The sequence below is a fragment of the Micromonospora sp. L32 genome, from assembly GCF_052068055.1.
Taxonomy (GTDB): domain Bacteria; phylum Actinomycetota; class Actinomycetes; order Mycobacteriales; family Micromonosporaceae; genus Micromonospora; species Micromonospora purpureochromogenes.
Genome location: NZ_JBQHDD010000014.1, coordinates 79255 through 104794, shown reverse-complemented (window position 1 = coordinate 104794; position 25540 = coordinate 79255). Strand labels below are relative to the sequence as shown.

The following is a 25540-nucleotide window of genomic DNA, read 5'->3' as shown; positions in this document are numbered from 1 at the left end:
ACACGCCGCAAACGGCGTCGATCACCAGGGCGGCCGGTGCCGGCGCCGGGACCTCAGCGTTCGCGGGCCACCACGACCGGGCAGGACGAGTGCTGGAGCAGCTGCTGGCTGACCGAGCCGAGCAGCATCCCGCGCAGCCCGCCCAGGCCCCGGCTGCCCACCACCACGAGCTGGGCGCTCCGGCTGGCCTCGACCAGGGCGGCGGCCGGGTTGCCGGGCGCCACCTCGATGTCGACGTCGACGTCCGGGAAGGTGTCCCGCCACGGGGCGAGGGACTCCTCGACCGCGGCCCGTTCCCCGGCGACGGTGGCCCGCTCGTCATGGTCCGAGGGCCGCCGCCCGGCCGGCGGTGCGACGACCCGCACCACCCGCAGCGGCACCCTGCGCTGCGCGGCGCTCTCGGCCGCGAAGCCGAGCGCCACCCGGGAGGACTCGGAGCCGTCGACGCCGACCACCACCGGTCCCGCCCCGGCGGCCTGCCCGGCGCGGACCACCACCACCGGACAGTGGGCGTGGGCGGTCACCGCGACGGCGGTCGAGCCGGCGAGCAGGCCGGCGAAGCCGCCGTGCCCGCGACTGCCCAGCACCAGCAGCCCGGCGTCGGCGGAGCGCTCCTGCAACACCAGGGCGGGCGGCCCGTCGTACACCTCGCCGTGCACGGTGGTGCCCGGCCGCTGGGCCACGGCGTCGGCCGCGGCCTTGTGGACCAGCTCCTCGACCTGCCGCCGGGCGGTCTCGTCGGGCCAGATCCCCGGGGCCACCCCGGGGCCGATCCAGCCGGTCACGGTCAGCCACTCGAAGACGTACGCCAGCCGGACCGGCCGGCCGCCGCGCTGCGCCTCGTCCAACGCCCAGTCCAGCGCCAGGCTGGCGTCGGCGGAACCGTCGTAGCCGACCAGGATCTCGTCCCGGCTCACCGCACCCACCTCCCGTCCCCGGCCGACGGGCTCACTGCCCGGTCCGCAGGCCGGGTTCGGTCTCGCGGATCCAGCGCCACTCGGCGACCCGGGGGTCGTCCTCGCCGTACCGGCGGGTGTAGTCGCGGCAGGACTGGCGGGCGTCGACCATCTCCTGTCGCAGGTGGGCGGCGCGCGCGGCGAGCCCGGGCACCCGGTCGATCACGTCGATGACCAGGTGGAAGCGGTCCAGGTCGTTGAGCATCACCATGTCGAACGGGGTGGTGGTGGTGCCCTCCTCCTTGTACCCGCGCACGTGCAGGTTGTCGTGGTTGGTCCGGCGGTAGGTGAGCCGGTGGATCAGCCACGGGTAGCCGTGGTACGCGAAGATGATCTGCTTGTCGCGGGTGAAGATGGTGTCGAACTCGTTGTCCGGCAGGCCGTGCGGGTGCTCCGACGGCGGCTGGAGCCGCATCAGGTCGACCACGTTGACCACCCGCACCTTCAGCTCGGGCAGGTGCTGGCGGAGCAGGCCCGCCGCGGCGAGGGTCTCCAGGGTCGGCACGTCGCCGGCGCAGGCCAGCACCACGTCCGGCTCGCTGCCGTCGTCGGTGCTGGCCCAGTCCCAGATGCCCAGGCCGCGCCGGCAGTGCTGGATCGCCTCGTCCATGCTCAGCCAGTTCGGCGCCGGCTGCTTGCCGGCCACCACCACGTTGATGTAGTGCCGGCTGCGCAGGCAGTGGTCCATGGTGGAGAGCAGCGTGTTGCCGTCCGGCGGCAGGTAGACCCGCACCACCTCGGCCTTCTTGTTGGCCACGTGGTCGATGAAGCCCGGGTCCTGGTGCGAGAAGCCGTTGTGGTCCTGCCGCCACACGTGGCTGGAGAGCAGGTAGTTCAGCGAGGGCAGCGGCTCTCGCCAGGGGATGCCCCGGGTCACCTTGAGCCACTTGGCGTGCTGGTTGACCATCGAGTCGACGATGTGGATGAACGCCTCGTAGCTGGTGAAGATGCCGTGCCGCCCGGTGAGCAGGTAGCCCTCCAGCCAGCCCTGGCACAGGTGCTCGGAGAGCACCTCCATCACCCGGCCGTCGGGGGAGAGGTGGTCGTCGACGTCGGCCGTGTCGGCGACGAACGCCCGGTCGGTGACCTCGAAGGCGGCGCCGAGCCGGTTGGAGGCGACCTCGTCGGGGCCGAAGAGCCGGAAGGTCTGCGGGTTGGCGGCGATCACGTCGCGGACCCACTGGCCGAGCACACCGGTGGCGCCGACGGCCGGTTCGCCCGGCTGCTTGACGTCGACCGCGTACGCGCGGAAGTCCGGCAGCTCCAGGTCGCGCAGCATCCGGCCGCCGTTGGTCACCGGGTTGGCGCTCATCCGGCGGTCACCCTTCGGCGGCAGCGCGGCCAACTCGGCGACCAGGGCGCCGGTGGCGTCGAAGAGTTCCTCCGGCCGGTAGCTGCGCATCCAGCGCTCCAGCTCGGCCAGGGCCTCCGGGCTCTTCCGCACCCCGTCGATGGGCACCTGATGGGAGCGGAAGGTCCCCTCGACCTGCTTGCCCTTGATCTCCCGTGGGCCCGTCCAGCCCTTCGGCGTACGGAGGATGATCATCGGCCAGCGGGGGCGGCGACTGTCGCCGCCGGAGCGGGCCCGGCGCTGGATCTCGGTGATCTCGTCGACCGCCCGGTCCAGGGTGGCGGCGAGGCTCTGGTGCACCGTGGTCGGGTCGTCGCCGGCGACGACGTACGGCTGGTAGCCGTAGCCGTGCATCAGCTCGAGCAGGTCGTCGGTGGGGATCCGGTCCAGCACCGTCGGGCTGGCGATCTTGTAGCCGTTGAGGTGCAGGATGGGCAGCACCGCGCCGTCGCGGGCCGGGTTGAGGAAGACGTTGGACAGCCAGCTCCCGGCCAGGGGCCCGGTCTCCGCCTCGCCGTCGCCGATGACGCAGGCGACCAGCAGGTCGGGATTGTCGAAGGCGGCGCCGTAGGCGTGGCTGAGCGCGTACCCCAGCTCGCCGCCCTCGTGGATCGAACCCGGCACCTCCGCCGCCACGTGGCTCGGGATGCCGCCCGGGAAGGAGAACTGGCGGAACAGCCGGGCCATGCCCGTCTCGTCCCGGCTCACCGCGTGGTAGAGCTCGCTGTACGTGCCCTCCAACCAGGTGTTCGCCACCACCGCCGGCCCGCCGTGGCCAGGGCCGGTGATGAAGATGGCCGACAGGTCACGGTTGACGATGACCCGGTTGAGGTGCGCGTAGAGCAGGTTGAGCCCCGGGCTGGTGCCCCAGTGGCCGAGCAGTCTCGGCTTGACGTGCTCGGGCTTCAACGGCTCGCGGAGCAGCGGGTTGTCGAGCAGGTAGATCTGCCCGACGGTGAGGTAGTTAGCCGCCCGCCAGTAGGCGTCCAGCCGGCGCAGCTCGTCTTCGGTCAGTGGGCTGTGCAGGTCGAGAGCGGTGTCCATGCTGCAATAGCCTCTCGCGCGTCGGGGACTTCTGCAGCCCGAAGGCGGATATCACCCGGGGCCTGTCCAGCTTGACCCGGCCGGGTGCGAGTGGATCAGGGCCGTTGGTCCCGGGACCGGGGGGCGTCACGGCCCGTCCGGTGGCGTGGCGGTCAGGCCGCGGACCACGATGACCGGCGACGGCGCGTGGTAGAGCAGGGTCTGGCTCACCGCGCCCAGCATGCCGCGCCACGGCTCGTCGCCCCGGGCGCCGACCAGCGCCAGTTGGGCCGACCGCGACTGCTCGACGAGGACGCTGCCCGGGTCGCCGCGGACGGTGTGGCACTCCGCCGCGACGCCGGGGTACCGCCGCCCGACCTCGGCCACCGCCTCGATGAGCACGTCGTCGCCGTCGTCGGCCCGTCCCGGCTCGACGACCCGCACCGCGAGCAGCCGGGCCTCCCGGCGGGCGGTGCAGTCGAAGGCGAAGTCGAGTGCGGTCCGTGAACTCGCCGACAAGTCCACCCCGACCAGCACCGGCCCGGCGACGGGTGGCTCGCGGCGGACCACCAGCACCGGGCAGCCGGCGCGGGCGGCGAGCTGCACCGCCGGCGCGTCGGCGGGTACGCAGTCCCCGCACGTGGTCATGCCGCCGTCGCCGACGGCCACCAGGAACGCCGTCTCGGAGCGGCGGATCAGCGCGTCCAGCGGGGGGCCTTCGACGATCTCGCCGCTGACCGACACCGCCGACTCGATCTCGGCGGCGGCCGCGGCGGCCTGGGCGATCATCTCTTCGGCCTCGGCGCGGGGCTCGGCGACCGAGGGCGCCTCGAACGCCGCCTGCCAGTTGAAGGCGTGCAGCAGGACGAGGTCCCGGCGGTGCGCGGCGGCCGCCCGGGTCGCCTCGCGGACGACCTCCATGGCCTGCGGCAACACGCTGATGCCGGCGACCACCGGCGCGCCGGCGGATCCGGTCATCCGGCTCACCTCCCGGGCGCCCCGCACGGTACGGCCACGCCGACCCCACCGACGCTAGTCGCGCCGCCGCCCGGGCGGGCCGGGATCGGCACACCCGGGCGCCGGGCGTCCGGCGTGCCGGTCGGCGCACCGGGCGACGGCGGGTCGGCCGGGCCGGCGGCGGCTCAGCGGAACTGGAGCCGGGCGACCGTGTCGAAGACCCGCGCGCCGAGCAGCCGGCGGGTGTGCACCATCGCCCAGGCGGCGGCGGTGACCAGGTAGCGGGTGCGGGGGCGGCGGGCGGTGACCGCCCGCTCGATCACCCGGGCCGCCGTCTCGGGCGTCGCGGCCAGCATCGGGTTGGCGTAGGACTTGGCCATCGCCGCGTCCACCGAGGCGACCATCGTCCGGTACGGCCCGGCCGGGTCGCCGCCCGCGCCGAGCGACTTCGCGGCCACCGCCCCGAACCCGGTCCGGATCAGGCCGGGCTCGACGACCACCACGTCGATGCCGAACGGCCGCACCTCCTGGCGCAGCGCGTCGGAGATCGCCTCCACCGCGTACTTGCTGGCGTGGTAGTAGCCGCCGCCGGGGAAGACCAGCCGGCCGCCCATCGAGCTGACGTTGACGATCCGGCCCCGGCCGGCCCGGCGCATGCCGGGCAGCACGAGCTGGGTGAGCCGGCTGAGCCCGAAGACGTTGGTCTCGAACTGGGCCCGGACCCGGTCCAGCGGGGCCTGTTCGATCGGCCCGTACTCGCCGTAGCCGGCGTTGTTGACCAGCACGTCGACCTGGCCGTGGGCGGCCTCGACGGCGGCGACGGCGGCCCGCATGGACTCCTCGTCGGTGACGTCGAGGGGGAGCAGGCGGGCGCCGCTGTCGGCGAGGTCGGCGATCGCCTCGACCTTGCGGGCGGTGGCGTAGACGGTGAACTCGGGGCGGCGGGCGAGATGGCGGACGGTGGCGCGGCCGATGCCGGAGGAGGTGCCGGTGATCAGGACGGAGGTGGTCATGCGGGGGCTCCCGGGTGGGTGAGGCCGGCGACGAGGAGCGCGACACCCTCGCGCAGCCGCCGTCGGGGCAGGTCGGGGTCGGTGAGGTCGGCCTCCAGGCCGCGGGTGAGCGCGACCAGCACGTCGGCGACGGCGCGGGCGCGCGGCCCGGCGGCGTCGGCGAGCGCGCCGGCGACCACGTCGGTCAGCTCCCGGGTGTACGCCTCGGCGAGGTCGCCGGTGAGCCGGGTGCTGGTGTCGAGGAGTTCGGCGGCGTGCCGGCTCTCCTGGTGCAGTCGGAGAGTGAGTTCGAGCTTGGCGGCGAGCACGTCGTGCAGCCGCTGTCGCAGGTCGGCGTCGGGCGCGGTGGCCGCTCGGCGGGCCTGGGCGAGGGAGTCGGCGAAGAGCCGTTCGGCCAGTCGTCGGTAGGCGTCGTCCTTGTTGCGGACGTACTGGTAGACGGCGGGGCGGGACATCCCGGCGGTGGCCGCGATGTCGTCCATCGTCGTACGCCGCACGCCGTGCCGGGTGAAGCACTCGTACGCGGCGGCGAGGATCGCCGCCAACCTGTCGCTCGACATGCTGACAATGTTTGCACAGAACGTCAGACCGTCAAAGGTGTTCGCCGTCACCCTCGGTGCCAGGCCGGACCCGGAGCACCACGGCGGTGGCGTTGTCCTCCCCGCCCTCGGCCAGGCTGCTGGTGAGCAGGCTGCGCACCGCCCGCTTCGGGTCGCCGCCGGCGAGGGCCTCCCGCATCCGGTGGTAGTCCACCTGGTCGCTCACCCCGTCGGTGCAGAGCAGCCAGGTGTCGCCGACCCGCAGCGGCACGGCGAGCAGGTCCGCGTCCGGGTTGTCCGGATGGCCGACGTAGCGCAGCAGCTGGTAGCGGGCCCGGCCGGCCTCCGCGGAGCCGGCCCGGTACCAGCCGTGCAGCAGCCCCAGCCAGGCGGCCGTGTGGTCGACCGTCATCAGTTCCAGCACGCCGTCGCGCAGCCGGTACGCCCGCGAGTCGCCGAGCTGGACGAGCCACACCTGCTCGCCGTCCGGCTCGACCAGCAGGGCGGTCAGCGTGCAGCCGGTCAGCTCGGTCAGCCGCGCGCCGGCGGCGCGGACCAGGGAGCGGGCGTCGGCGACCGCCGCGCGCAGCTCGCGCGCTCCGACTGCGGGCCAGTCACCGCGGACCGCCTCGACCAGGGTGGTCATCGTCGTGGTGCCGGCCACCCGGGCGCCCTCGCCGGAGCCCATGCCGTCGACGACGGCGATGAAGGGCAGCGTCGCATCGACGTGCAGCAGGTCGAAGTTGGCCGGGTAGCGGTGGCCGACCACGCTGCCGCCGGCGACCTCCAGGGCGACCCGCCCGGCGGCGAGACGGCAGGTCAGCGGCTCGGGTCGGTCGGACGGAGCGCGGCGGAACATCAGCGGACCGTAGCACCGCGGAAGCCCCTGGTCGGGGCGTCGGCGGTCGTGTCGGGCGGTCGGTCCGCGCGCCGGGTCGGACACCCGTGTTGTCAACGGGGGTTGACAGGGTGGCGCTGTCAACGTAAGTTGACGACATGAGTCAGGCAACGGAACTCGCGGCGGCCGCCGGCAGCACCGACCCCAGGGTCGGGCTCCGGGCGGTGCTCGCCCTGCGCCGGCTCCTCGAACGGCTGGAGGTCGTCCAGGTGGACAACGCCCGTCGACAGGGCTGGTCCTGGCAGGACATCGCCGATGCGCTCGAGGTCAGCCGGCAGGCGGTCCACAAGAAGCACGCCGGGCGACCGGCGGTCCGAGGAACCTGGGAGGCGTGATGTTCGAACGGTTCACCGACCGGGCCCGTGCGGTCGTGCACCGGGCGGTCGACGAGGCGCGGGCCGAGCGGCAGCGGCCGGTCGGCACCGAGCACCTGCTGCTCGGCGTCCTCGCCGACGGCGACGCGCTGGCCAGCCGGGTGCTCACCGAGGCGGGGGTGCGCCCGGAGGACCTGCGCGCCGCCATCGCCCGGCACACCGCGCCCGGCGCCAGCGGTCTCGGCGAGGCGGACGCCGCCGCGCTGCGCGAGATCGGCATCGACCTCACCGCCATCGTCGCCCGGATCGAGGAGTCCTTCGGTCCCGACGCGCTGCGCGAGGCCGCGCCCGCGCCGCGCCGCCGCTGGGGCTTCCGGCGGTACGACGACAGGCGGTTCTCCCCCCGCGCCAAGAAGGTGCTGGAGCTCTCCCTGCGCGAGGCGATCCGGCTGCGCCACCACCACATCGGCACCGAGCACATCCTGCTCGGGCTGCTGCGCGAGGGCGGCGGCCTCGCCGCCGTGGTGCTCACCGAGGCCGGGCTGAACCTCGACGACCTGCGCCGGCGGGTCGAGACGGCGCTGCGGACGGCGGCCTGACCGGTACCCGGTGCCTCGGCTCCCGCTTCGCCGGGGGGTGGATCGTCCCGGCGAAGCGGCCACCCGCGCCCGGTGGGTGACCGAGATGGCCGAGTGCGCGGCCCGCGGTGAGCGGGCCAACCGGTGGCGGGGCTTTTCAAACCTGATTGCGGCCAGTGCAACGTCGCCCCGCGTCGGCTCGCTGACCGGCCCCGCTTGCTGCACACTTGCGCCGTGGATGGTGGAGAGCAGACGCGCCCGGTGACCGCCGACGACGCCCCGCCGCGCTCGGCGGTGGTGGTCAACCCCTCGAAGGTGACCGATCTGGACCAGTTCCGCCGCACGGTGGACGATGCCCTCGCCGCGGCGGGCTGGCCCGAGCCGACCTGGTACGAGACCACGGTCGAGGACCCGGGCAGGGGCCAGACCGAGGCGGCCGTCGCCGCCGGCGCCCAGGTGGTCTTCGCCTGCGGCGGCGACGGCACCGTGATGGCCTGCGTCAGCGGGCTGGTCGGCACCGACGCCGCGCTGGCCGTGCTGCCCCAGGGCACCGGCAACCTGCTCGCCGCCAACCTCGGGCTCTCCAACGACCTGGCCGCCGGCCTGCAGGTCGCCGTGGAGCGCGGGATGCGCCGGCTGGACGTCGGCGCGGTCGAGAACCGGTACTTCGCCGTGATGGCCGGGATGGGCTTCGACGCCCAGATGCTCCGGGACACCTCCGAGACGACCAAGGCGCGCATCGGCTGGCCCGCGTACGTGATGGGTGCCGCGAAGCACCTGCGGGACCGGCCGATGCGAGTCTCGATCCGCATCGACGACCGGCCGCCGCTGCGCCGCCGGGCCCGCTCCGTGCTGGTCGCCAACGTCGGCCGGCTCCAGGGCGGGGTGCGCCTGCTCACCGACGCCGAGCCCGACGACGGCTGGCTCGACGTGGCCGTGCTCACCCCCCGGACGCTCGGCCACTGGCTGGCCATGGGCTGGGCGCTGGTGCGCCGGCGCGGCAGCGTGCCCCGGATGGAGGTCTTCCGGGCCCGCCGGGTGCAGGTCACCAGCAACCGGGCCCAGCCCCGGGAGCTCGACGGCGACCTGATCGAGCCCGGCCGCTCGCTCACCGCCGAGGTCAAGCCGCAGTCGCTCTGGCTCTGCGTGCCGCGCCCAGAGCGCCACCCCGACCTGACGATGGACGCCGAGGCGGCGGCGGAGCGGGGCGAGCGGCTGATCGAGGAGGCGCGCCGTGAGTAGCACCAAGCTCGTCCCCGAGACCCGGCTGATGGCGGAGGACGACCTCTCCGCCGACGACGCCTGGCGCACCCTGCGCCGGCAGGGCGGCTGGTGCCTGCTGCGCGACGCCTTCATCCGGTTCCGCTACGGCGACGGCTTCAGCCACTCCCGGGCGTTCGCCCTGCAGCTCTGCCTCGCCGTGGTGCCGTTCATGATCGCGTTGACCGGTCTGATCAGCGAACTCGGCGTGGAGGAGGGCGGCCAGGTGGTCGCCGACACCGTGCTGGCCCTCACCCCCGGGCAGAGCGAGTCGGTGGTCCGCGAGCTGCTCGGCGACGGTGAGCGCACCGAGCGGGCCGGCGAGCTGGCGCTGACCCTCGGTCTGTTCACCGGCCTGGTGGCGCTGACCACCACGATGGCCCAGATCGAACGCGGCGCCAACCGGATCTACGGCGTGGAGCGGGACCGCCGGGCCCTGGCCAAGTACGTCCGGGCCGCCGTCCTCGCGGTGACCGCCGGCGGGCCGGCGCTGGCCGGCTTCCTGATCCTGGTCGGCGGCGGGGCGATCGGCGACTCCGTGCAGCGGCACTACGAGTGGGGCGCGTTCGCCGACGGCGCCTGGGACGTGATCCGCTGGCCGCTGAGCCTCGGGCTGACCGTGCTCGCCGTGGCGGTGCTCTTCCGGCACTCGCCCCGCCGCAACCAGCCCGGCCTGTCCTGGCTCTTCTTCGGCGCCGGCATCGCCACCGCGCTCTGGTGGCTGGCCAGCCTGCTGCTCGCCGGGTACGTCACGTTCAGCGACGAATTCGGCCAGACCTACGGCGCGCTGACCGGCATGATGGCCCTGCTGCTCTGGGCCAACCTCACCGGCATGGCGCTCTTCGGCGGGCTGGCCTTCGCCGCCCAGTTGGAGGCGATGCGGATCGGGGTGCAGGAGCCGGCCCAGCCGGACCTGTGGGAGCCCGAGGCCGAGCGGGAGGAGCTGCAGGACACCGGTGAGATGACCTCGCTGTAGACCCCCGTTCCGGCACCCCCCGGTGTACGCCGAGCGCGGATCGGGTACAGCGCTCCGCCAGGAGCGAGAGGGAGGCTGCCGTGAGCGCGGTCATCGACGTGTTACGACGACCCCTGGGTCATTTCACCGAGCGGACGCTCGCCGGCCTGGCACTCGTGCTCGGGACCGGCGTCGGGTTCGGGCTGCTGCTGGTGCTGGTTCGGGTCCGCTGGACCCCGCTCTACGACGTCGACCACGGCGTGGCGGCCTGGCTCAACGATCTGGTCGCGCCGCACGGGCCGCTGGTGACCGTGCTCAACGCCCTCACCGACCTCGGCGGCCGGGCGGTGATCATCTGGCTGGTCTCGGTCGCCGTGATCGGGCTGCTGATCCGCCGACAGGGCCGGCTCGCGGTGTTCCTGATCGTGACCGGGCTCGGCGCGCTGATCCTCGACCCGGCGCTCAAGACCCTGGTCGACCGGTTGCGTCCCGAGGTGGAGGTGCCGATTGGCACCTACGCCGGGGACAGCTTCCCCAGCGGCCACGCGTTGGGCTCCTTCGTCGCGTACGGGGCGCTGCTGCTGGTGTTCCTGCCGGCCCTGTCGTTCCGCTGGCGCAAGCCGGCGATCGCCCTGGTCGCTCTGCTCGTCTTCCTCATCGGTCTGACCCGGATCGCGCTCGGCGTGCACTTCGTCTCCGACGTGCTCGGGGCCTGGCTGCTCGGTGCCGCCTGGCTCGGCGTCACCGCGTACGCCTTCCGGCTGTGGCGGCTGGAGCGCGGCCGCCGGGTGCCGGCGCTGACCGAGGGGCTGGAGCCGGAGGCCGCGCACGAGGTCGCCCCCGCCCCCGACGAGGCGCACCTGCTGCCGCACCCTCGGGCCGCCGTCTTCGAGCTGCTGGTCGGCTGGGTGCTGGTGCTCGGCGCGCTCTACGGCTTCGGGATGTTCGTCAGCTACCACGCCGGCGGGACCTTCTTCGCCACCCTGGACACGGAGGTGCCGAGGTGGTTCGCCGAGCACCGGACCCCGGGCCGGGACGAGGTCAGCCACTGGTGGAGCAAGGCCGGCGACACCCACGCCATCCTGCTCATCTCGCTGGTCTTCTGCCCGCTCGTGCTGGCGGTGTGGCGGCGTTGGCGGCCGGTGCTCTTCGTGGCGCTGACCATGTTCGGCGAGTTGAGCCTCTTCCTCGCCTCCGCCGCGGCCGTGGACCGGCCGCGCCCGCCGGTGGAGAACCTCGATGGCCCCATGCCGACCTCATCCTTCCCCTCCGGCCACATCGCGGCGACGATCTGCGTCTGGGTGGCGATCACGCTGATCGTCCTGCCGCGTACCGACCGCTGGTGGCGCTGGCTGTTCGTGGCGCTGGCCGTGATCATGCCGGTCGGGGTGGCCGTGTCCCGGATGTACCGGGGCATGCACCACCCGACGGACTTCATGGGCGCGATCCTGCTCAGCGCGCTCTGGATCGGGCTGCTCTACTGGGTGGTCCGCCCCAACGCCGACGTCTACGAGGGCAACCGGCCGGCCATCGAGTCGGAGCAGGTCGGCGAGCTCGACGACGAGCTGGCCAAGGCCGCCCGGCCGCAGTGACGACGCCGCCCATGCTGCGCGTGATGACCTGGAACATCAGGACCGGCGGTCGGGACCGCAGCGGGCCCGACCGGCGGGACCTCGTGGTCGGGGTGGTCACCGCGCAGCGGCCGGACGTGCTGGCCCTGCAGGAGCTGCGGGGCTTCGACCGGGGTGGGCTGCTCGACGACGTGGCGGGCCGGCTGGGGATGCGTCCGCATCTGGCCCGCTCCTGCTTCGGGCAGCCGGTGGCCGTGCTGGTCCGACCGCCGCTGCGGGTGCTGGCCGCCGGCCGGGTGCGCCGGCCGTTCCACCACGCCGCCGCCTGGGTACGGGTGGACACCGGGCAGGGGCCGTTGACGGTGTTCAGCACCCACCTCAACCCGTACTCCGGGGGCCGGCGACGGATGGAGGCGGACTGGCTGGCGGCCGCCGTGCGAAAGACCGGCGGTCCGCTGGCGCTGCTGGCCGGCGACCTGAACACGCTGGAGCCCACGGCGGAGCACACCGACCGGCTGGCGGGCCTGCCGATGCACTACCGCCGCCGGCACCTGCGCCGCGACGGCCGCACCGTGGACACCCGCGCCGTCGCCCGGCTGGTCGACGCCGGCCTGGTCGACCTCTGGCCGGCCCGCGCCGCCGGCGCGCCCGAGGCGGACGGCCACACCGTGCCGACCCGGCACGGCGGGGGGGAGTTCGCCGGCATGCGACTGGACTACCTGCTCGGCACCGCGCCGTTCGCCGCGCTGACCCGCGAGGTGCTGGTGGTCCGTGGCGGGGACGCCGACCGGGCCTCCGACCACTACCCGGTCGTCGCCGAGTTGGACCTGCGCCCGGCCTGACCGCTGGCCGCCGGGCGTGCGCCACGGCTGATCGACGCTGGTTGCGGCGGGGTCGCGGCATCCCCGCCGCCGGTCACCCCGACACGCCGCAGGTCGTTTCGATCAAGGCCGTCCGGGTCGCCACCCGGCAGGCGCCGGCCGCTGGGGCTGCGCCGCTGAACTCCCGGGTGCAACCCTTCACACCGTCACGGCCATCACCTGGGTGACAGCGCTGACGACGCGGGGGAGCGACCGATGCACGGCAGGACCGACCTCGACCTGGTACGGCCGCTCTTCCGGACGGACTGGCTGCCCGACGGGATGACCCACCGGACGTGCGCCAGCCACCGGGGGGAACGGTCCCTGATCGCCTGGGAGGGCCCGGGGACCGGCCCGATGGCCGGCAGTCGGGTGCTCTCGGTGCGGGTGGGGTCCGCCGTGGACACCTCCGCCACCCACCGCGGTTGGCGGCGCGGCCCGGACGTGTCCGTGCAGGGCCGCACGGCCCAGCTGTACGCCGACCCGGACCACGGACACACCTCGCTGACCTGGCAGCACCGGCCCGGCACCGCGGTGACCGTCCTGGGCACCAATCTGCCCGCCCCGGCGCGGACGCTGCGGCGGATCGCCGACGGTCTGGTCTGGACGGAGGAGCCCGCCCGGGTGCCCTTCCTCGCCGTGGCCCCGGCCGACGGCGCGCGCTGGGAGACGACGGTGGTCGACTGGCGCGACGGCCGGTGGCACCGGGCGCGGTGCGGGTACCGGGTCCTCGGCGCGGCGGGACCGCACGAGGACCTGACCGTCGGCGTGGTGCGGACCGGCACGACGGCCGCCGGACGAACGGTGGACGCGGCGCCGGGGGGCCTCGGGGCGTACCGGGTGGGTGGGCTGGGCGAGGCGTGCGCCGGCGAGGTCGTGGCACTCACCATCCGGGGGCTCGCCGCGATCGGCGGGCCGGACGGCGCCCTCGCCCTCGCCGCCGCCGTGCGGCTGGTCGACCGCCCCGGCGACGAGTCCACCTGGCGGCTTCCGTGAGCCGTGCAACCGTTGCGGGCCCCGCGCCCATCCGTACGGTGAGGACGCCGGCGTCCGGGAACGGGGAGTGGTCGATGCATGCCACGCAACGGCAGGAGTACGTCGAGTTCGTCGAGGCGGCGACACCGAGGCTGCGACGCACGGCGTACCTGCTGACCGGTGACACGCACCGGGCCGACGACGTGGTGCAGCAGACCCTGACCCGCCTCTACGTGAAGTGGGGCCGGGCGCGGGGCGCCGACGACGTCGGCGCGTACGTGCACCGGATGCTGGTCAACGCGTTCCGGCAGGAGCGGCGTTCCCGGTGGTTCGGCGTGCAGCTCTTCGAGCGGGCGCCCGAGCCCGAGTCCCGCGGTGGTTCGTCCGGCCCGGACGAGTCCGTCGTGGACGCGGTTGCGGTGCGGGCCGCGCTGGCGGCGGTGCCGCCCGGCCAGCGGGTGGTGCTGGTGCTGCGCTTCTACGCCGACCTGAGCGTGGAGCAAACCGCCGAGGTGCTCGGCTGTTCGACCGGGAACGTGAAGAGCCAGACGGCGCGAGGGCTGGCCGCGCTGCGCAGGCGGCTGCCGCTGGGCGACGGGACGGAGGTGAACCGATGAACCGGGACGACGAGACGCTGGTCCGGTCCTTGCTGGCCCGGGCGGCGGACGACCTGCCGGCCGGTGGCGTGCCGGCGGAGACGCTACTGGTCGCCGGGCAGCGGGCGGTGCGCCGTCGACGGGGGATCGCCGTGGCCGCCGTCGCGGCGGTCGCCGCCGTCGTGCTGCTGGGATCCGCCACGGTGCTCGGCAGGCCGGGCGCGCTCACCACTCCCGGCGACGGGGACGCGCCGACGCCCGGTCGGAGCGCCGCGACGGCCACCCCGAGCCGTCCCGCCGCGACCCCGAGCCGCTCCACCGCCGCCCCGGGCGGCCCGGTCACGACCCAGGGGGAGGCGCCGGCGGTGGCGCCCGCGCGATTCGACCCGACCCGACGGTCGCTCCGGCTCGGCTGGGTGCCGCCGGGCGCCATCCACCAGGTGAGCCGCACCGGCGTCGCGATCCAGTCGGTGGAGGCGATCGTGCCCGATCCGCTGGTGCCGGGCGGCCCGGTGGAGCCGGGACCGATGATGGGCATCGGCGGGTGGGCCACGGTCCGGATGGGTGCGCGCGGGGTCGACATCTTCTCGCCGCAGCTCGGCTCCGGGCTCACCGGTCAGGTGCCCTCGCTGGAGGCCCCCGGTACGCCGGTCGCGCCGGTGGACGGGCAACCGGCGTATCTGCACACCGACCGGGAGCAGACGCTGCTGTCGTGGCAGTACGCCCCGGGCGGCTGGGTCTCCGTCACCGTCCGGAGCCTGGCGCCGCCGGAGGAGGTCGCGCGTCAGGTCGTGGCCGGGCTGACCTGGCAGGACGAGCGCGTCACCGTGCCGTTCCGGTCGTTCGACGTCCCACCCCGCGCGAAGCTCATCGGCGTCGAGCTGCGCACCTGGGAGGGCAGGTGGCTGAACGCCGACGCGAACTACCTCGTGTCCGGCCCGATCGGGGACGAGGGGAACCGTGGGGACCTGTCGATCGGCATGAGCAACGGGATGTACGACGGGGACGGCAGCGACCTGGGCGGCTCCACGATCTCGGTGGACGGCCGGGTCGGCGCAGCGGTGGACGGGCCGAAGGGCATGGGCGCCTACCGGGTCGCGCAGGTGCCCGGCTGCCGCGACTGCGTCGCCGAGGTCAGCACCGAGTCCTCGGCCGCCCTGAAGGCGGTGGGTGGCCGCTCCGGGGCGCTCCGCCTGGCCGCGACCATCCGCCTGGTCGCCAATCCCACCGATCCGACGACCTGGCGCCCCCTCTGACCAGGTGTGGCAGCGGGCTCGGGAGGCGGGCCTGCGGGGCCGGCTCAGAGGATCACGTTGAGCAGCACCGTCAGCACGACCGAGGCGAGGATCGAGAAGAGGATCATCAGCAGGCAGCCGAGGCCGCCGCCGAGGAATCGGACCTCCGTGTTTCCGATGCGCATGGGTCCACCTTGTCAGGGTCGGGGGCGAGCAGGGCACGGATCGCGTCGGCCACCTGCCGGGGTGCGGTGGTGACCACGTTGTGCGCGGCGCCGGGGACGGTGGCCGCCCGGGCGTGGGGGATCAGCCGGGTCACCTGGGCGCGCCAGGCCGGCGGCACCACGGTGTCCCGGGCGCCGGTGAGCACCAGGGTCGGCGCGGCGAGCCGGACCAGGTCCTCCTCCACGCGGTTGTGAACGGAGTGCGACACGGTGGCGGCGACCCGCCAGGGGCGGGCGTCCCAGACGTCGCGGAGCAGGACGGGGGCCTGCAGCGGCGCCTCCGCCACGGTGTCCAGCAGCCAGCGGCCGACCAGGCCCCGGCGGGACCGGGCGGCCGGGTCGCTGGTCGGGCCGGCCAGCACCAGCGCGCGGACCGCCCGGGGCCGGCGGGCCGCCAGCGCGGCGGCCACCTCCGCGCCGAACGAGTGCCCCACCAGGCAGACCGGCGGCAGCCGGTACGCGGCCAGCCAGGCCGCCAGGAACGCGGCGTGCCGGCCGACGTCGTACGCCCGCCCGGGGCGCGCGGTCAGCCCGAAGCCGGGCAGGTCCGGCACGTACACCGGATGGGTGGCCGAGAGCGCGACGGCCAGCGGGGTGAGGTAGCGGTGGGACACCGCGAGCCCGTGCACCAGCACCACCGGCGGCGCGTCGCTGCCCGGGTTCCGGGAACGACGGGTGTGCGTCCGCAGCCCGTCCACCAGCCGCCACTCGCTGGTGAGGCCGGCGGTCGGGCGGGGTGCGGCCAGGGCGAGCCGCAGCTCGGACGCCCCGAAGCGTCCGGGCGCGGTCAGCCGGAGCCTCACAGCTCGCGCAGCCGGGGGAGCAGTTCCTCCTGCGCCCAGTCCAGGAACATCGGCTGGGTCTCGCCGCCCACCTGCACGATGGCCACGTGGGTGAAGCCCGCGTCGACGAACTGCTTGAACGCCTCGACGTGCCGGTCGACGTCGGGGCCGCAGGAGATGCCCTCGGCGACGTCCTCCTCGCGGACGTACTGGGTGGCGGCGGCGAACGCCTCGGGCCCGGGCAGGTCGGCGTTGACCTTCCAGCCCATGCCGAACCAGCGGAACTGGTCATGCACGAGCTTGCGGCACTCGGCCTCGTCCGGGCCGTAGCAGATGGCCACCTGGCCGTAGCGGGGCTGGCCGGCGCCGCCCGCGTCGTCGTAGAGCTGGATGATCCGGCGGTCGGGTTCGGTGGCGACGATGCCGTCGGCGTACTCGGCGGCGAGCGCGGCCGACGACGGCCCGGAGGCCGCGACGGCCATTCCGACGGGCTGGTCCGGCCGGTCCCACAGGTACGCCTCCGGCACGTCGAAGTGGTTGCCGGAGAAGGTCAGCGTCTCGCCGTTGAGCAGCGGCCGGATGATCTGCAACGCCTCCTCGAACATCTCGTGCCGCTGCTGTACGTGCGGCCAGCCGCCGACCACGTGCTCGTTGAGGTTCTCGCCGGCGCCGAGGCCGAGGGTGAAGCGGCCGTCGGAGAGCGCGCCGACGGTGCTGGCCTTCTGCGCCACGACGGCCGGGTGGTAGCGCAGGATCGGGCAGGTCACGAAGGACATCAGCTCGGCGCGGCTGGTGGCGTGCGCGACCGCGCCGAGCACCGACCAGGCGTACGGGGAGTGGCCCTGGGAGTCCAGCCACGGGTAGTAGTGGTCGGAGATCACCAGCTGGTCGAAGCCGGCCGCCTCCGCCCGTACCGCGTAGTCGACCAGTTGCTTCGGGCCGGCCTGCTCGCACATCAGGGTGTAGCCGACGGTGACCATCCTGGTTTCTCCTTCCGCCCCACGATCGTCACGGGATACCCCGCCCGGTGCCGGTCAACCCCACCTGTCCCGTTCCGGCGCGGCCGTCACCCGTGGCGGTGGTCCCCCGACGTCGGTGCGGCGGCTCCCCGGTGGCGACCCCTTGACGGGAGCGCGAGCCGTGCCTAGGGTCCGGGCTTAACCGGTTCAGAGCCGGTGGCGTCACATCCTTGTGGTGGGGATGACGGCCCCTGTGGCGGCTCGCGGTCGGCGTGGGCCGCCACAGGCGTTCCCGCCGAGCGGGGCGCTTACTTAACCGGTTGCTTTCCCGAACGCATCGTCCTACGCTGATCCCTGCGCACGACCAGGGAGTCGAGCGGCGGCTGCCGGGCTACAGCCGCCACGACCGTCACCAACCACCGCAACCCCGCCAGGGCAACGGGGTCGACACTTCCTGAGGAAAGCCATGAGAAAGCGACTCTCCGTCGCCGGCGCCGTCCTGCTCACCGTCCTCGCCGCCGTCTTCGTGTTCGTCCAGCCGGCCCACGCCGCCGCCGGGTTCTCGGTCGCCAACGGCCGGCTCTACGACGCAGGAGGCACCGAGTTCGTCATGCGCGGCGTCAACCACGCCCACACCTGGTACCCGCAGCAGACCAGCTCCTTCGCCAATGTGAAGGCGCTCGGCGCGAACACCGTCCGGGTGGTGCTGGCCACCGGCGACCGCTGGGCCAAGAACAGCGCCGCCGACGTCGGCAACGTCATCTCGCTCTGCAAGGCCAACCGGCTGATCTGCGTGCTGGAGGTGCACGACACCACCGGCTACGGCGAGCAGAGCGGCGCCATCACCCTCGACCGGGCGGTCGACTACTGGCTGAGCATCGCCGGCGCGCTCAACGGCCAGGAGAAGTACGTCATCGTCAACATCGGCAACGAGCCGTACGGCAACCAGGGCTACGCGACCTGGGCCACCGACAGCGCCAACGCGATCAAGCGGCTGCGCGCCGGCGGCCTCGCGCACACCATCATGGTGGACGCCCCGAACTGGGGGCAGGACTGGTCCTTCACCATGCGGGACAACGCGGCGACGGTGTTCAACGCCGACCCGGCGAAGAACACCGTCTTCTCGATCCACATGTACGGCGTCTTCGACACCGCCGCCGAGATCACCGACTACCTCGGCCGGTTCCGCAGCGCCGGGCTGCCCATCGTGGTTGGCGAGTTCGGCTTCAACCACTCCGACGGCAACCCGGACGAGGACACCATCCTCTCCTACAGTCAGGCCAACCGGATCGGCTGGCTCGGCTGGTCGTGGAGCGGCAACGGCGGCGGGGTCGAGTACCTCGACATGGCCACCAACTTCGACCCGGCCCAGCTGACCAGCTGGGGCCAGCGGATCTTCAACGGCGCCAACGGCATCAAGGCCACCGCCAGGGAGGCCTCGGTCTACTCCGGCAGCACGCCGCCGCCGACGACCCCCACCCCGACCACGCCGCCGCCCACGACGCCCCCGACCGGCGGCTGCACGGCCAGCTACACCATCGTCAACCAGTGGCAGGGCGGCTTCCAGGGTGAGGTCAAGGTGACCGCCGGCTCGGCCGCCATCACCGGCTGGACGACGAAGTGGACCTTCACCGGGGGCCAGACGGTCAGCCAGTCCTGGAACACCGCGCTGAGCAGCTCCGGCGCGGCGTACACCGCCCGCAACGTCGACTACAACGGCCGGCTCGGCGCCGGCGCCAGCACCAGCTTCGGCTTCATCGCCAGCTGGAACGGCACCAACCCGGCACCCGCGGTGACCTGCACCGCGAGCTGAGCCGCGGCGTACCACCGGTGGCCGGGTCCGCACGGACCCGGCCACCTCCCCTGCCGGGTACGCGATGAGCTGAGGTGAGTGTGTACGGCGCCCTCTTTCAGAGAAAGAGTGGCCATTCCGGCTTCCAAGGCCACTCTTTCTCCGAAAGTGCACCCGGCACGCGCGTCCGCGCGCGCTCCCGCCGTCCGCGTTCGGGCATTCGGCCGACGCGATCGTCGCGGGCGCCGGCACGGCGGAGCCGCCGCTGCGACTGGCCGTTGGGGCGACGCGATCGACGGCATCCGGGCCGCGCTCGAATCCCGGCTGGCCGAGTGGGAGAAGTCAGCCCAGCGCGGCCGCCTTGCGCAGCAGCACTGAGCGTTCGCGCTGGTTGGCGCACAGTCGGGCCGCCAGCTCCAGCTCGGCGCGCGCCTCCGGTCGCCGGCCGAGGCGGGCCAGCAGCTCTCCGCGTACGGTCGGAACCAAGTGCGAACCGGGGAGCCGGTCCAAGGCGATCAGCTCGTCCACGATGGCCAGGGCTTGCGCCGGACCCGAGGCCATGGCCACGGCGACGGCCCGATTGAGCTCGACCACCGGCGAGGGCGTGACCCGGCCGAGCGCCTCGTAGAGCACCACGATCCGGTCCCAGTCGGTCGCCTCGACCGAGGGCGCCGACGCGTGGGCGGCGGCGATCGCGGCCTGCAGGCCGTAGGGGCCGAGGCCGCGAGTCGATGCCTTGAGCAGCGCGGCCAGCCCACGGCGAATCGCCGAGAAGTCCCACCGCCGCCGGTCCTGGTCCGCCAGCAGGACCGGCGAACCGTCCGGGCCGGTCCGGGCCGGGAAGCGCGCGGCCGTCAGCTCGCACAACGCCAGCAGGCCGTGCACCTCCGGCTCGTCCGGCTGCAGCGCGGCCAGCGTGCGGGCCAGCCGGATCGCCTCGTACGCGAGGTCGGGGCGCAGCAGCCGGTCGCCCGACGTGGCCGTCGACCCCTCGGTGAAGATCACGTAGAGGACGCTGAGCACGCCGCCCAGCCGGTCCCGGCGCTCGCCGGCCGCCGGCAGCTCGAACGGCACCCCGGCCGCCGCGATCGTCTTCTTGGCCCGGGTGATGCGGGCCTGCACGGTCGGCACAGGCACGAGGAACGCGCGGGCGATCTCCTCGCTGGACAGGCCGCCGACCACGCGCAGGGTCAGCGCCACCCGGGCCTCGGGGGAGAGCACCGGGTGGCAGCTGACGAACATCAGCGCCAGGACGTCGTCGTCGATCTTGTCGGGGTCGATTTCGTCGTCGACCGCCGGGCCGGCCGCCAGCAGGGCGTACCGGTCCTGCAGGGCGGTCCGGCGGCGGATCGCGTCGATCGCCCGCCGCCGGGCCGTGGCCATCAGCCAGCCGGCCGGATTGGCCGGAGCGGCAAGCGGCCACGACACCAGCGCCTCGGCCACCGCCTCCTGGGCCGCGTCCTCGGCCAGAGCGAAGTCGCCGGTGAACCGGGTCAGCGCGGCGACGATCCGCGCCGACTCGATCCGCCAGACGGCCTCGACGTCGGCCGTACCCATCAGATCTGGCCGCTGCTCTCGCGCAAGGCCCCTTCCTTGACGAACTTCCCGTTGTCCTGCGGAACCTCGTCTCCCCGGGCACCCGCCGGATCTCGATCTTGGACCCGGGGACCGACGGGACCCGCTTGGCCCACTCGACCGCCTCCTGTTTCGAGGCGACATCGAGCAGGAAGAAGCCCCCGAACAATTCCTTGGTCTCTCCGTACGGCCCGTCCGTGACCACCGGGGCCTCGTCGCTGAAGTGCACCACGACGCCCTGGCCCGGATCGTCCAGCCCTTCGGCCGCGACGTAAACGCCGGCCTTGGCCGTCTCCTCGATGAACAGGCGGGTCGCGGCCATCATCTCGTCGATGTTGGCCATCATGGCCGCGTTCGTCTCATCGGTGCCCCGCATGATCAGCATGTACTGCGGCATCGCGTTCTCCTCATCCGGCGGGGCCGCCTCTCGGCCCTCGCACCCCCACGTCGAACGAGCGGCCCGCGGATCGACACGGCCTTGGAGAAATCTCTCGCCGCGATCGGAACCACGCTACGGCTGGAAGTACTCCGACATCACGCGGCTGACCCATTCCGGCTGCTTGATGTCGACCGGGAGGAACTCCGCCATCGTCGGCTTCAGATCGATGACCGGGGTGCCCGAGACCGCATCGAGGCCCAGCACCGTCAATTCGCGGCCATGGACGGATTCGATGGCGCAGCACGTTACCCCGATGCGGTTCGGTCTGCGGGGGCCGCGCCCGGCGAATACGCCAACGGGCGGGAGGTCGGAGCGGCCGCGGTAGGGGCGGGGCTCGCGGTAGTCGCCGTGCTCCGGGAACTGGTCGAAGATGAAGAGGACGTCCACGTGCGAGAAGCCCTCCAGACCCTGGAGGCACGCCTCGCCGAAGCGCTCGTCGATGGTGATGGTGCTGCGGACGGCACCCCAGTTGTCCGTGTGCGGGATGTCCGTCCGGTCGTTCCGGACCGTGCCTATCGGAGTGATCTCGAAGCTCGGCATGGCTGGAGGCTATCCGCGCGCCGCCGACCTATTCGCCCACCGACAGCCGGGCCGCCCGCATCCGCAGGTAGTGCTGCTCGGGCAGGCTGGTCGTGCCGCCGGCCGCCGCCCGGTAGTGCGTGACGGCCCGGTCCCGGTCCCCGGCCATCTCGTAGAGGTGGGCCCTCGCCGCGTCGAGCCGGTGGTGCCCGGCCAGCCGGGGGTCGGCGGCGAGGGTGGCGAGCGCGGCGAGGCCGGCCTCCGGACCCTCCACCATGGCGGTCGCCACCGCCCGGTTGAGCGCCACCACCGGATTGCCGGAGAGCCGTTCGAGCACCTGGTAGAGGGCCAGGATCTGCGGCCAGTCGGTGGCCTCGGCGGTCGGCGCCTCGTCGTGCAGCGCGGCGATGGCGGCCTGGAGCTGGTACGGCCCGACCGGCCCCCGGGTCATCGCCCGGGTGACCAACGCGGTGCCCTCGGCGATCGCGCTCGCGTCCCAGTGGGACCGGTCCTGGTCGGCCAGCGAGATCAGCTCGCCGGACGGGCCGGTACGGGCGGCGGCCCGGGCGTCGGTGAGCAGCATCAGCGCGAGCAGCCCGGCGACCTCGCTGTCGTCGGGCAGCAGCGCGTGCATGGCCCGGGTCAGCCGGATCGCCTCCTCCGACAGGTCGACCCGGCGCAGGTCGGGGCCGAGGGTGGCGGTGTGCCCCTCGGTGAAGATCAGGTAGAGCACGTGCAGCACGGCCGCCAGCCGCTCCTGCCGCTCCCGCTGGTCGGGCAGCCGGAACGGCACCCCGGAGTCCCGGATGCGCTGCTTGGCGCGGCTGATCCGCTGGGCCATGGTGGCCTCGGGCACCAGGAACGCCCGGGCGATCTCGGCGGTGCTGAGCCCCCCGACGGCGCGCAGGGTCAGCGCGATCGCGGACGCGGTCGACAGCGTGGGATGGCAGCAGAGAAAGAGCAGCACCAGGGTGTCGTCCCGGTCCGTGGCCAGCGACTCGTCCGCCGCCGGGGCGGCCCCCCGTAGGTCGGGCTCCCGCCGGGCGGCGCGGTCCTCCCGCTCGCGCCGGGCCGTCTCGGCCCGGACCAGCTCGATCATCCGGCGGTACCCGACCTGCACCAGCCAGCCGCGCGGGTTGTCCGGCAGGCCCTCGGCGGGCCACTGGGTGGCCGCGTCGAGCAGCGCCTCCTGGACGGCGTCCTCGGCGGTGGCGAAGTCACCGAAGCGGCGGGCGAGCACGCCGAGGACCTGCGGCGCCAGTTCGCGCAGCAGGTCCTCGACGGTGCGGTTCGTGGTGTCCAGTCGTCACATCTCCTGGGTCGGTGCCGACATCACCGGGTGGACCTCGATCGGCATGTTGAGCGGCCGACCGCCGGGGCCGGGCGCGGTGGAGATGTGCGCGGCGATCTCGACCGCCCGCTGCGGGGTCTCGCAGTCGACGATCCACCAGCCGGCGAGGAACTCCTTGGTCTCGGCGAAGGGCCCCTCGGTGACCACCGGGGCGCCGCCCGCGCCGGCCCGGACGATCCGCGCCTGCTTCGGCCCGCCCAGCCCTTCGCCCTGGACCCACTCGCCGTCGGCGGCGAGCTTGCCGTTCACCTCCCGCATGAACCCGATGTGCGCGGCGATCTCGTCCGGCGTCCAGGTGTCGATCTGGGGGAAGTCGGTTCCGGCGGCGCTGAACTGCATCAGCAGCATGTACTTCACGGCTGGCTCCTCACGTCCGAGCACCGATTCTCGGTGCTTGCACCCGTAGGTAGAAGCCGCCGCCCCGGTTCTCGACATCCGTCCCGAAGATTTTCCGAACTTTCTCAGCCGACCGCGGTGACCTCCAGCAGCAGCGCCTGTTCCGGGTGCAGGGCCGGCAGTTGCACCCCGACCCTGCCCAGCACCGCCCCGCTCAGGGTGACCCCCTTCGGCAGCCAGCCCGGCTCGGTCAGCTGCAGCACCGCCGGCTCCGGCAGGCCCGCCGGCGGGCGGACGGCGTAGCGGCGGGCGGGGTCGAGACCCGGCAGGCGTACCGCTCCGGGCACCTGCGCGGCGGAGGTGGTCAGCCGGGACACCGCGTACACCGCCTGGGAGCCGTCGTGGGCAACCACGCCGTGTGCCTGCACGGCCGGGTCCGGGTGGTCGACCCGGACCACCCGGCCGGAGTGCAGCAGCGGGCGGAGCCGCTTGTGCAGCGCGACCCAGGCGGCCAGCTCGGCGCGCTGCGCGGCGTCGACCGACCCGATGTCCCACTCGATGCCGTGATGGCCGAAGAGCGCGGTGACGGCCCGGAAGCCCAGGTCGTGCACCCGGTGGGTGGTGTGCGAGCGCTCCGGCCCGATGTGGGTGCCGACCAGCTCGGGCGGGAGCAGCAGCCCGGTCCAGCGTTGGATGGCGAGCCGTTCCAGGGCGTCGTTGCAGTCGCTGGCCCAGACCCGGTCGGTGCGGCGCAGGATCTCCAGGTCGACCCGCGCCCCGCCGGAGGAGCAGCTCTCGATCTCCACCCCGGGATGCCGGCGGCGCAGCTCGTCGAGCAGCCGGTAGACCGCCACGGTCTGCGCGTGCACCCCCGGCCGGCCCCGGTGCCCGGCCTCGGTGAGGTCGCGGTTGTGGTCCCACTTCAGGTACGCGATGCCCTCGTGCCCGACCAGCAGCGCGTCCAGCCGGCCGAGCAGGTGCGCGTACGCCTCCGGGTGGGCCAGGTCGAGCACCTGCTGGTGGCGCCACTCGGGCGGCAGCCGACCGGGGGCGGTGAGCACCCAGTCCGGGTGGGCGCGGAACAGGTCGGAGTCGGGATTGAGCATCTCCGGCTCGACCCAGAGCCCGAACTGCATCCCGTGCCGGCGCACGTGGTCGATCAGCGGTTGCAGCCCGTCCGGCCAGACCCCGTCGTCGACGTACCAGTCACCCAGGCCGGCCCGGTCGTGCCGGCGGCCCCGGAACCAGCCGTCGTCGAGCACGAACCGCTCCACGCCCACCTCGGCGGCCCGGTCGGCCAGCGCGGTGAGCCGGGCCAGGTCGTGGTCGAAGTAGACGGCCTCCCAGACGTTCAGGGTGACCGGTCGGGGCGTGCCCGGGTGCTCGGGCCGGGCCCGCAGGTGGCGGTGCAGCACGTCGCTGAGCCCGTCCAGGCCGGCGGCGGAGTGCACCGCGTACAGCAGGGGAGTGGCGTAGTCCTCGCCGGGGGCGAGCACGATCTCACCGGGGGCGAGGAGTTCCCCACCGCCCAGGGTGGACTCGCCGGTGGGCCGGCGCTCGGCGACGGTGAGGTGGTCGCCGCTCCACGCGGTGTGCACCGCCCACACCTCGCCGTGGCCGAAGCCGAAGCCGGGCGTGCCGGCCACCAGCAGCAGCGTGGCGTCGTGCCCGGTCCGCCCGTGCCGGCCCTCCCGCACCCAGGCGCCCATCGGCCACGGGTGCCGCTGCGGCGCGCGTTCCCGACACCAGCGTCCGGTGAGGTCGAGCAGTTCGGTGGCGACCGCCGGGACCGGCAGCACCGGGGTCAGCTCACGCAGCTCGTAGGGGGCGTCGCCGTCGTTGCGCAGCCGGTGCCGCAGCGTCAGCAGGCCATGCGCGTCCAGCGTGATCTCGATGGTCAGCGACAGTGCCGCGCCGGGGTCCGACGCCCGCACGGTCACCCGGGCCGCGCCGGACTCGTCGGGCTTGCTGTCTTCTTCGGATACGACCACCGAATCGCCACCCAGCGCCACGCGGCCCGGGTCGGGGCCACGGTCCGACACGTCGAGCCCGTCGAGGCGGAAGGCGGTCGACCAGTCCCGTCCGTTGCGGTGTCCGGCCAGCCCCGGACGGCCGCTCCAGCCGGCACTGGCTTCGGGCAGCAGGGACAGCACGGTGGGCGCGTCGAAGCTGCTCGGCACGACCGGCGGGACGGTCGCGTCGACCAGGGCGGGCAGGTCGTCGGCGGGCAGCGGGCCCAGGTCGGCGCCCCAGTGCACGACCCGGGGCAGGCCCGGGCCGCGCGCGTCGAGCACCAAACTGGTCCGCGCTCGACGCACGTGGATGACGGTCGGATTCGTCATGGCCGCTCATCTCTCCGTAAGGGGCACGCCGGTGTCCGTCGCTGTCCGTGACGGGACCGGGCGGCCGAATCGCAATGAGCGATATGCCTGTCAGTCATATTTATGCCTGACAGGCATATCGCTCCTCCGAATGTCCAGTG

General features: G+C 73.9%; 22 protein-coding genes and 3 pseudogenes. 11 read left to right on the top strand and 14 right to left on the bottom strand.

What is annotated here, in order from left to right; genetic code table 11:
* Positions 1 to 53: 53 nt before the first annotated feature.
* From ACTMTB_RS28925 to ACTMTB_RS28900, 6 genes are all read right to left on the bottom strand, one after another.
* Positions 54 to 917: a universal stress protein gene (locus ACTMTB_RS28925; RefSeq protein WP_441149324.1), complete on the bottom strand. Its 864-nt coding sequence runs from the start codon at positions 915 to 917 to the stop codon at positions 54 to 56.
* A gap of 31 nt (positions 918 to 948) precedes the next feature.
* Entirely contained in the window at positions 949 to 3351 is a 2403-nt protein-coding gene (locus ACTMTB_RS28920; RefSeq protein ID WP_441149323.1) for a phosphoketolase family protein, read from the bottom strand.
* A gap of 126 nt (positions 3352 to 3477) precedes the next feature.
* The gene (locus tag ACTMTB_RS28915) at positions 3478 to 4308 is read right to left on the bottom strand and encodes a universal stress protein (RefSeq protein WP_357617628.1); all 831 of its coding nucleotides are present in this window, start codon (positions 4306 to 4308) and stop codon (positions 3478 to 3480) included.
* Positions 4309 to 4472: 164 nt separating this feature from the next.
* Positions 4473 to 5300, bottom strand: coding sequence for an oxidoreductase (locus tag ACTMTB_RS28910; protein WP_441149322.1), 828 nt, complete (start codon positions 5298 to 5300; stop codon positions 4473 to 4475).
* A complete protein-coding gene (locus tag ACTMTB_RS28905) occupies positions 5297 to 5860 on the bottom strand; it encodes a TetR/AcrR family transcriptional regulator (protein WP_441149321.1) in 564 nt (187 codons plus the stop codon). Before ACTMTB_RS28905 ends, ACTMTB_RS28910 begins: the two co-directional genes overlap by 4 nt.
* A gap of 31 nt (positions 5861 to 5891) precedes the next feature.
* Positions 5892 to 6698: a PP2C family protein-serine/threonine phosphatase gene (locus ACTMTB_RS28900; RefSeq protein ID WP_441149320.1), complete on the bottom strand. Its 807-nt coding sequence runs from the start codon at positions 6696 to 6698 to the stop codon at positions 5892 to 5894.
* Between the two features lie 137 nt (positions 6699 to 6835).
* Here ACTMTB_RS28900 and ACTMTB_RS28895 point away from each other — a divergent pair, with 137 nt between their 5' ends.
* From ACTMTB_RS28895 to ACTMTB_RS28850, 10 genes and pseudogenes are all read left to right on the top strand, one after another.
* Positions 6836 to 7072, top strand: a complete 237-nt coding sequence (locus ACTMTB_RS28895; protein ID WP_441149319.1) for a helix-turn-helix domain-containing protein — start codon at positions 6836 to 6838, stop codon at positions 7070 to 7072.
* Positions 7072 to 7257, top strand: a pseudogene (locus ACTMTB_RS28890) (Clp protease N-terminal domain-containing protein); the annotation flags it as partial. The gene ACTMTB_RS28895 and the pseudogene ACTMTB_RS28890, both read left to right, overlap by 1 nt.
* A 189-nt stretch (positions 7258 to 7446) precedes the next feature.
* Positions 7447 to 7623: pseudogene (locus ACTMTB_RS28885) on the top strand (Clp protease N-terminal domain-containing protein); the annotation flags it as partial.
* Between the two features lie 240 nt (positions 7624 to 7863).
* Positions 7864 to 8871, top strand: coding sequence for a diacylglycerol/lipid kinase family protein (locus tag ACTMTB_RS28880; RefSeq protein WP_441149318.1), 1008 nt, complete (start codon positions 7864 to 7866; stop codon positions 8869 to 8871).
* Positions 8864 to 9865, top strand: a complete 1002-nt coding sequence (locus ACTMTB_RS28875) for a YihY/virulence factor BrkB family protein (RefSeq protein ID WP_441149317.1) — start codon at positions 8864 to 8866, stop codon at positions 9863 to 9865. The genes ACTMTB_RS28880 and ACTMTB_RS28875 overlap by 8 nt, the downstream gene beginning before the upstream one ends.
* 80 nt (positions 9866 to 9945) lie before the next feature.
* The gene (locus tag ACTMTB_RS28870) at positions 9946 to 11436 is read left to right on the top strand and encodes a phosphatase PAP2 family protein (RefSeq protein ID WP_441149316.1); all 1491 of its coding nucleotides are present in this window, start codon (positions 9946 to 9948) and stop codon (positions 11434 to 11436) included.
* Positions 11437 to 11447: 11 nt separating this feature from the next.
* Positions 11448 to 12257: an endonuclease/exonuclease/phosphatase family protein gene (locus ACTMTB_RS28865; RefSeq protein WP_441149315.1), complete on the top strand. Its 810-nt coding sequence runs from the start codon at positions 11448 to 11450 to the stop codon at positions 12255 to 12257.
* Between the two features lie 234 nt (positions 12258 to 12491).
* Positions 12492 to 13271, top strand: coding sequence for a hypothetical protein (locus ACTMTB_RS28860; protein ID WP_441149314.1), 780 nt, complete (start codon positions 12492 to 12494; stop codon positions 13269 to 13271).
* Between the two features lie 74 nt (positions 13272 to 13345).
* Positions 13346 to 13867, top strand: coding sequence for a SigE family RNA polymerase sigma factor (locus ACTMTB_RS28855; RefSeq protein WP_154942969.1), 522 nt, complete (start codon positions 13346 to 13348; stop codon positions 13865 to 13867).
* Positions 13864 to 15102, top strand: coding sequence for a hypothetical protein (locus tag ACTMTB_RS28850; RefSeq protein WP_441149313.1), 1239 nt, complete (start codon positions 13864 to 13866; stop codon positions 15100 to 15102). The genes ACTMTB_RS28855 and ACTMTB_RS28850 overlap by 4 nt, the downstream gene beginning before the upstream one ends.
* Before the next feature lie 106 nt (positions 15103 to 15208).
* Here ACTMTB_RS28850 and ACTMTB_RS28845 read toward each other — a convergent pair whose 3' ends face one another.
* Positions 15209 to 16108 (bottom strand): alpha/beta fold hydrolase, encoded by a 900-nt coding sequence (locus ACTMTB_RS28845; protein ID WP_441149312.1) that lies wholly within the window; start codon positions 16106 to 16108, stop codon positions 15209 to 15211.
* Positions 16105 to 17067, bottom strand: a complete 963-nt coding sequence (locus ACTMTB_RS28840) for a TIGR03557 family F420-dependent LLM class oxidoreductase (protein WP_280836281.1) — start codon at positions 17065 to 17067, stop codon at positions 16105 to 16107. Before ACTMTB_RS28840 ends, ACTMTB_RS28845 begins: the two co-directional genes overlap by 4 nt.
* Before the next feature lie 445 nt (positions 17068 to 17512).
* Here ACTMTB_RS28840 and ACTMTB_RS28835 point away from each other — a divergent pair, with 445 nt between their 5' ends.
* Positions 17513 to 18859, top strand: a complete 1347-nt coding sequence (locus ACTMTB_RS28835) for a cellulase family glycosylhydrolase (protein WP_441149311.1) — start codon at positions 17513 to 17515, stop codon at positions 18857 to 18859.
* 321 nt (positions 18860 to 19180) lie between these two features.
* Here the strand turns inward: ACTMTB_RS28835 and ACTMTB_RS28830 are convergent, their stop codons facing one another.
* The 6 genes and pseudogenes from ACTMTB_RS28830 to ACTMTB_RS28805 form a co-directional block, all read right to left on the bottom strand.
* On the bottom strand, positions 19181 to 20395 hold the full coding sequence (locus tag ACTMTB_RS28830) for an RNA polymerase sigma factor (RefSeq protein ID WP_441149310.1): 1215 nt from the start codon (positions 20393 to 20395) through the stop codon (positions 19181 to 19183).
* 139 nt (positions 20396 to 20534) lie between these two features.
* Positions 20535 to 20735, bottom strand: a pseudogene (locus ACTMTB_RS28825) (YciI family protein); the annotation flags it as partial.
* Between the two features lie 189 nt (positions 20736 to 20924).
* Positions 20925 to 21392 (bottom strand): SAM-dependent methyltransferase, encoded by a 468-nt coding sequence (locus ACTMTB_RS28820; RefSeq protein WP_441149309.1) that lies wholly within the window; start codon positions 21390 to 21392, stop codon positions 20925 to 20927.
* 28 nt (positions 21393 to 21420) lie between these two features.
* Positions 21421 to 22674 carry an RNA polymerase sigma factor gene (locus tag ACTMTB_RS28815; RefSeq protein WP_441149332.1) on the bottom strand — a complete coding sequence of 418 codons (1254 nt, stop codon included), beginning with the start codon at positions 22672 to 22674 and terminating at the stop codon, positions 21421 to 21423.
* A gap of 3 nt (positions 22675 to 22677) precedes the next feature.
* Entirely contained in the window at positions 22678 to 23070 is a 393-nt protein-coding gene (locus ACTMTB_RS28810) for a YciI family protein (protein ID WP_441149331.1), read from the bottom strand.
* A 113-nt stretch (positions 23071 to 23183) separates the two neighbouring features.
* Positions 23184 to 25400 carry an alpha-galactosidase gene (locus ACTMTB_RS28805; RefSeq protein WP_441149308.1) on the bottom strand — a complete coding sequence of 739 codons (2217 nt, stop codon included), beginning with the start codon at positions 25398 to 25400 and terminating at the stop codon, positions 23184 to 23186.
* Positions 25401 to 25540: the final 140 nt, after the last annotated feature.

Bases quoted from the DNA above. Each gene is read 5' to 3' on its own strand.
- ACTMTB_RS28860 (WP_441149314.1), top strand. From the start codon at position 12,492: ATGCACGGCAGGACCGACCTCGACCTGGTACGGCCGCTCTTCCGGACG.
- ACTMTB_RS28840 (WP_280836281.1), bottom strand. From the start codon at position 17,067: ATGGTCACCGTCGGCTACACCCTGATGTGCGAGCAGGCCGGCCCGAAG.
- ACTMTB_RS28855 (WP_154942969.1), top strand. From the start codon at position 13,346: ATGCATGCCACGCAACGGCAGGAGTACGTCGAGTTCGTCGAGGCGGCG.
- ACTMTB_RS28900 (WP_441149320.1), bottom strand. From the start codon at position 6,698: ATGTTCCGCCGCGCTCCGTCCGACCGACCCGAGCCGCTGACCTGCCGT.
- ACTMTB_RS28805 (WP_441149308.1), bottom strand. From the start codon at position 25,400: ATGACGAATCCGACCGTCATCCACGTGCGTCGAGCGCGGACCAGTTTG.
- ACTMTB_RS28905 (WP_441149321.1), bottom strand. From the start codon at position 5,860: ATGTCGAGCGACAGGTTGGCGGCGATCCTCGCCGCCGCGTACGAGTGC.
- ACTMTB_RS28865 (WP_441149315.1), top strand. From the start codon at position 11,448: ATGCTGCGCGTGATGACCTGGAACATCAGGACCGGCGGTCGGGACCGC.
- ACTMTB_RS28810 (WP_441149331.1), bottom strand. From the start codon at position 23,070: ATGCTGCTGATGCAGTTCAGCGCCGCCGGAACCGACTTCCCCCAGATC.
- ACTMTB_RS28850 (WP_441149313.1), top strand. From the start codon at position 13,864: ATGAACCGGGACGACGAGACGCTGGTCCGGTCCTTGCTGGCCCGGGCG.
- ACTMTB_RS28830 (WP_441149310.1), bottom strand. From the start codon at position 20,395: ATGGGTACGGCCGACGTCGAGGCCGTCTGGCGGATCGAGTCGGCGCGG.
- ACTMTB_RS28920 (WP_441149323.1), bottom strand. From the start codon at position 3,351: ATGGACACCGCTCTCGACCTGCACAGCCCACTGACCGAAGACGAGCTG.
- ACTMTB_RS28895 (WP_441149319.1), top strand. From the start codon at position 6,836: ATGAGTCAGGCAACGGAACTCGCGGCGGCCGCCGGCAGCACCGACCCC.
- ACTMTB_RS28910 (WP_441149322.1), bottom strand. From the start codon at position 5,300: ATGACCACCTCCGTCCTGATCACCGGCACCTCCTCCGGCATCGGCCGC.
- ACTMTB_RS28915 (WP_357617628.1), bottom strand. From the start codon at position 4,308: ATGACCGGATCCGCCGGCGCGCCGGTGGTCGCCGGCATCAGCGTGTTG.
- ACTMTB_RS28820 (WP_441149309.1), bottom strand. From the start codon at position 21,392: ATGCCGAGCTTCGAGATCACTCCGATAGGCACGGTCCGGAACGACCGG.
- ACTMTB_RS28835 (WP_441149311.1), top strand. From the start codon at position 17,513: ATGAGAAAGCGACTCTCCGTCGCCGGCGCCGTCCTGCTCACCGTCCTC.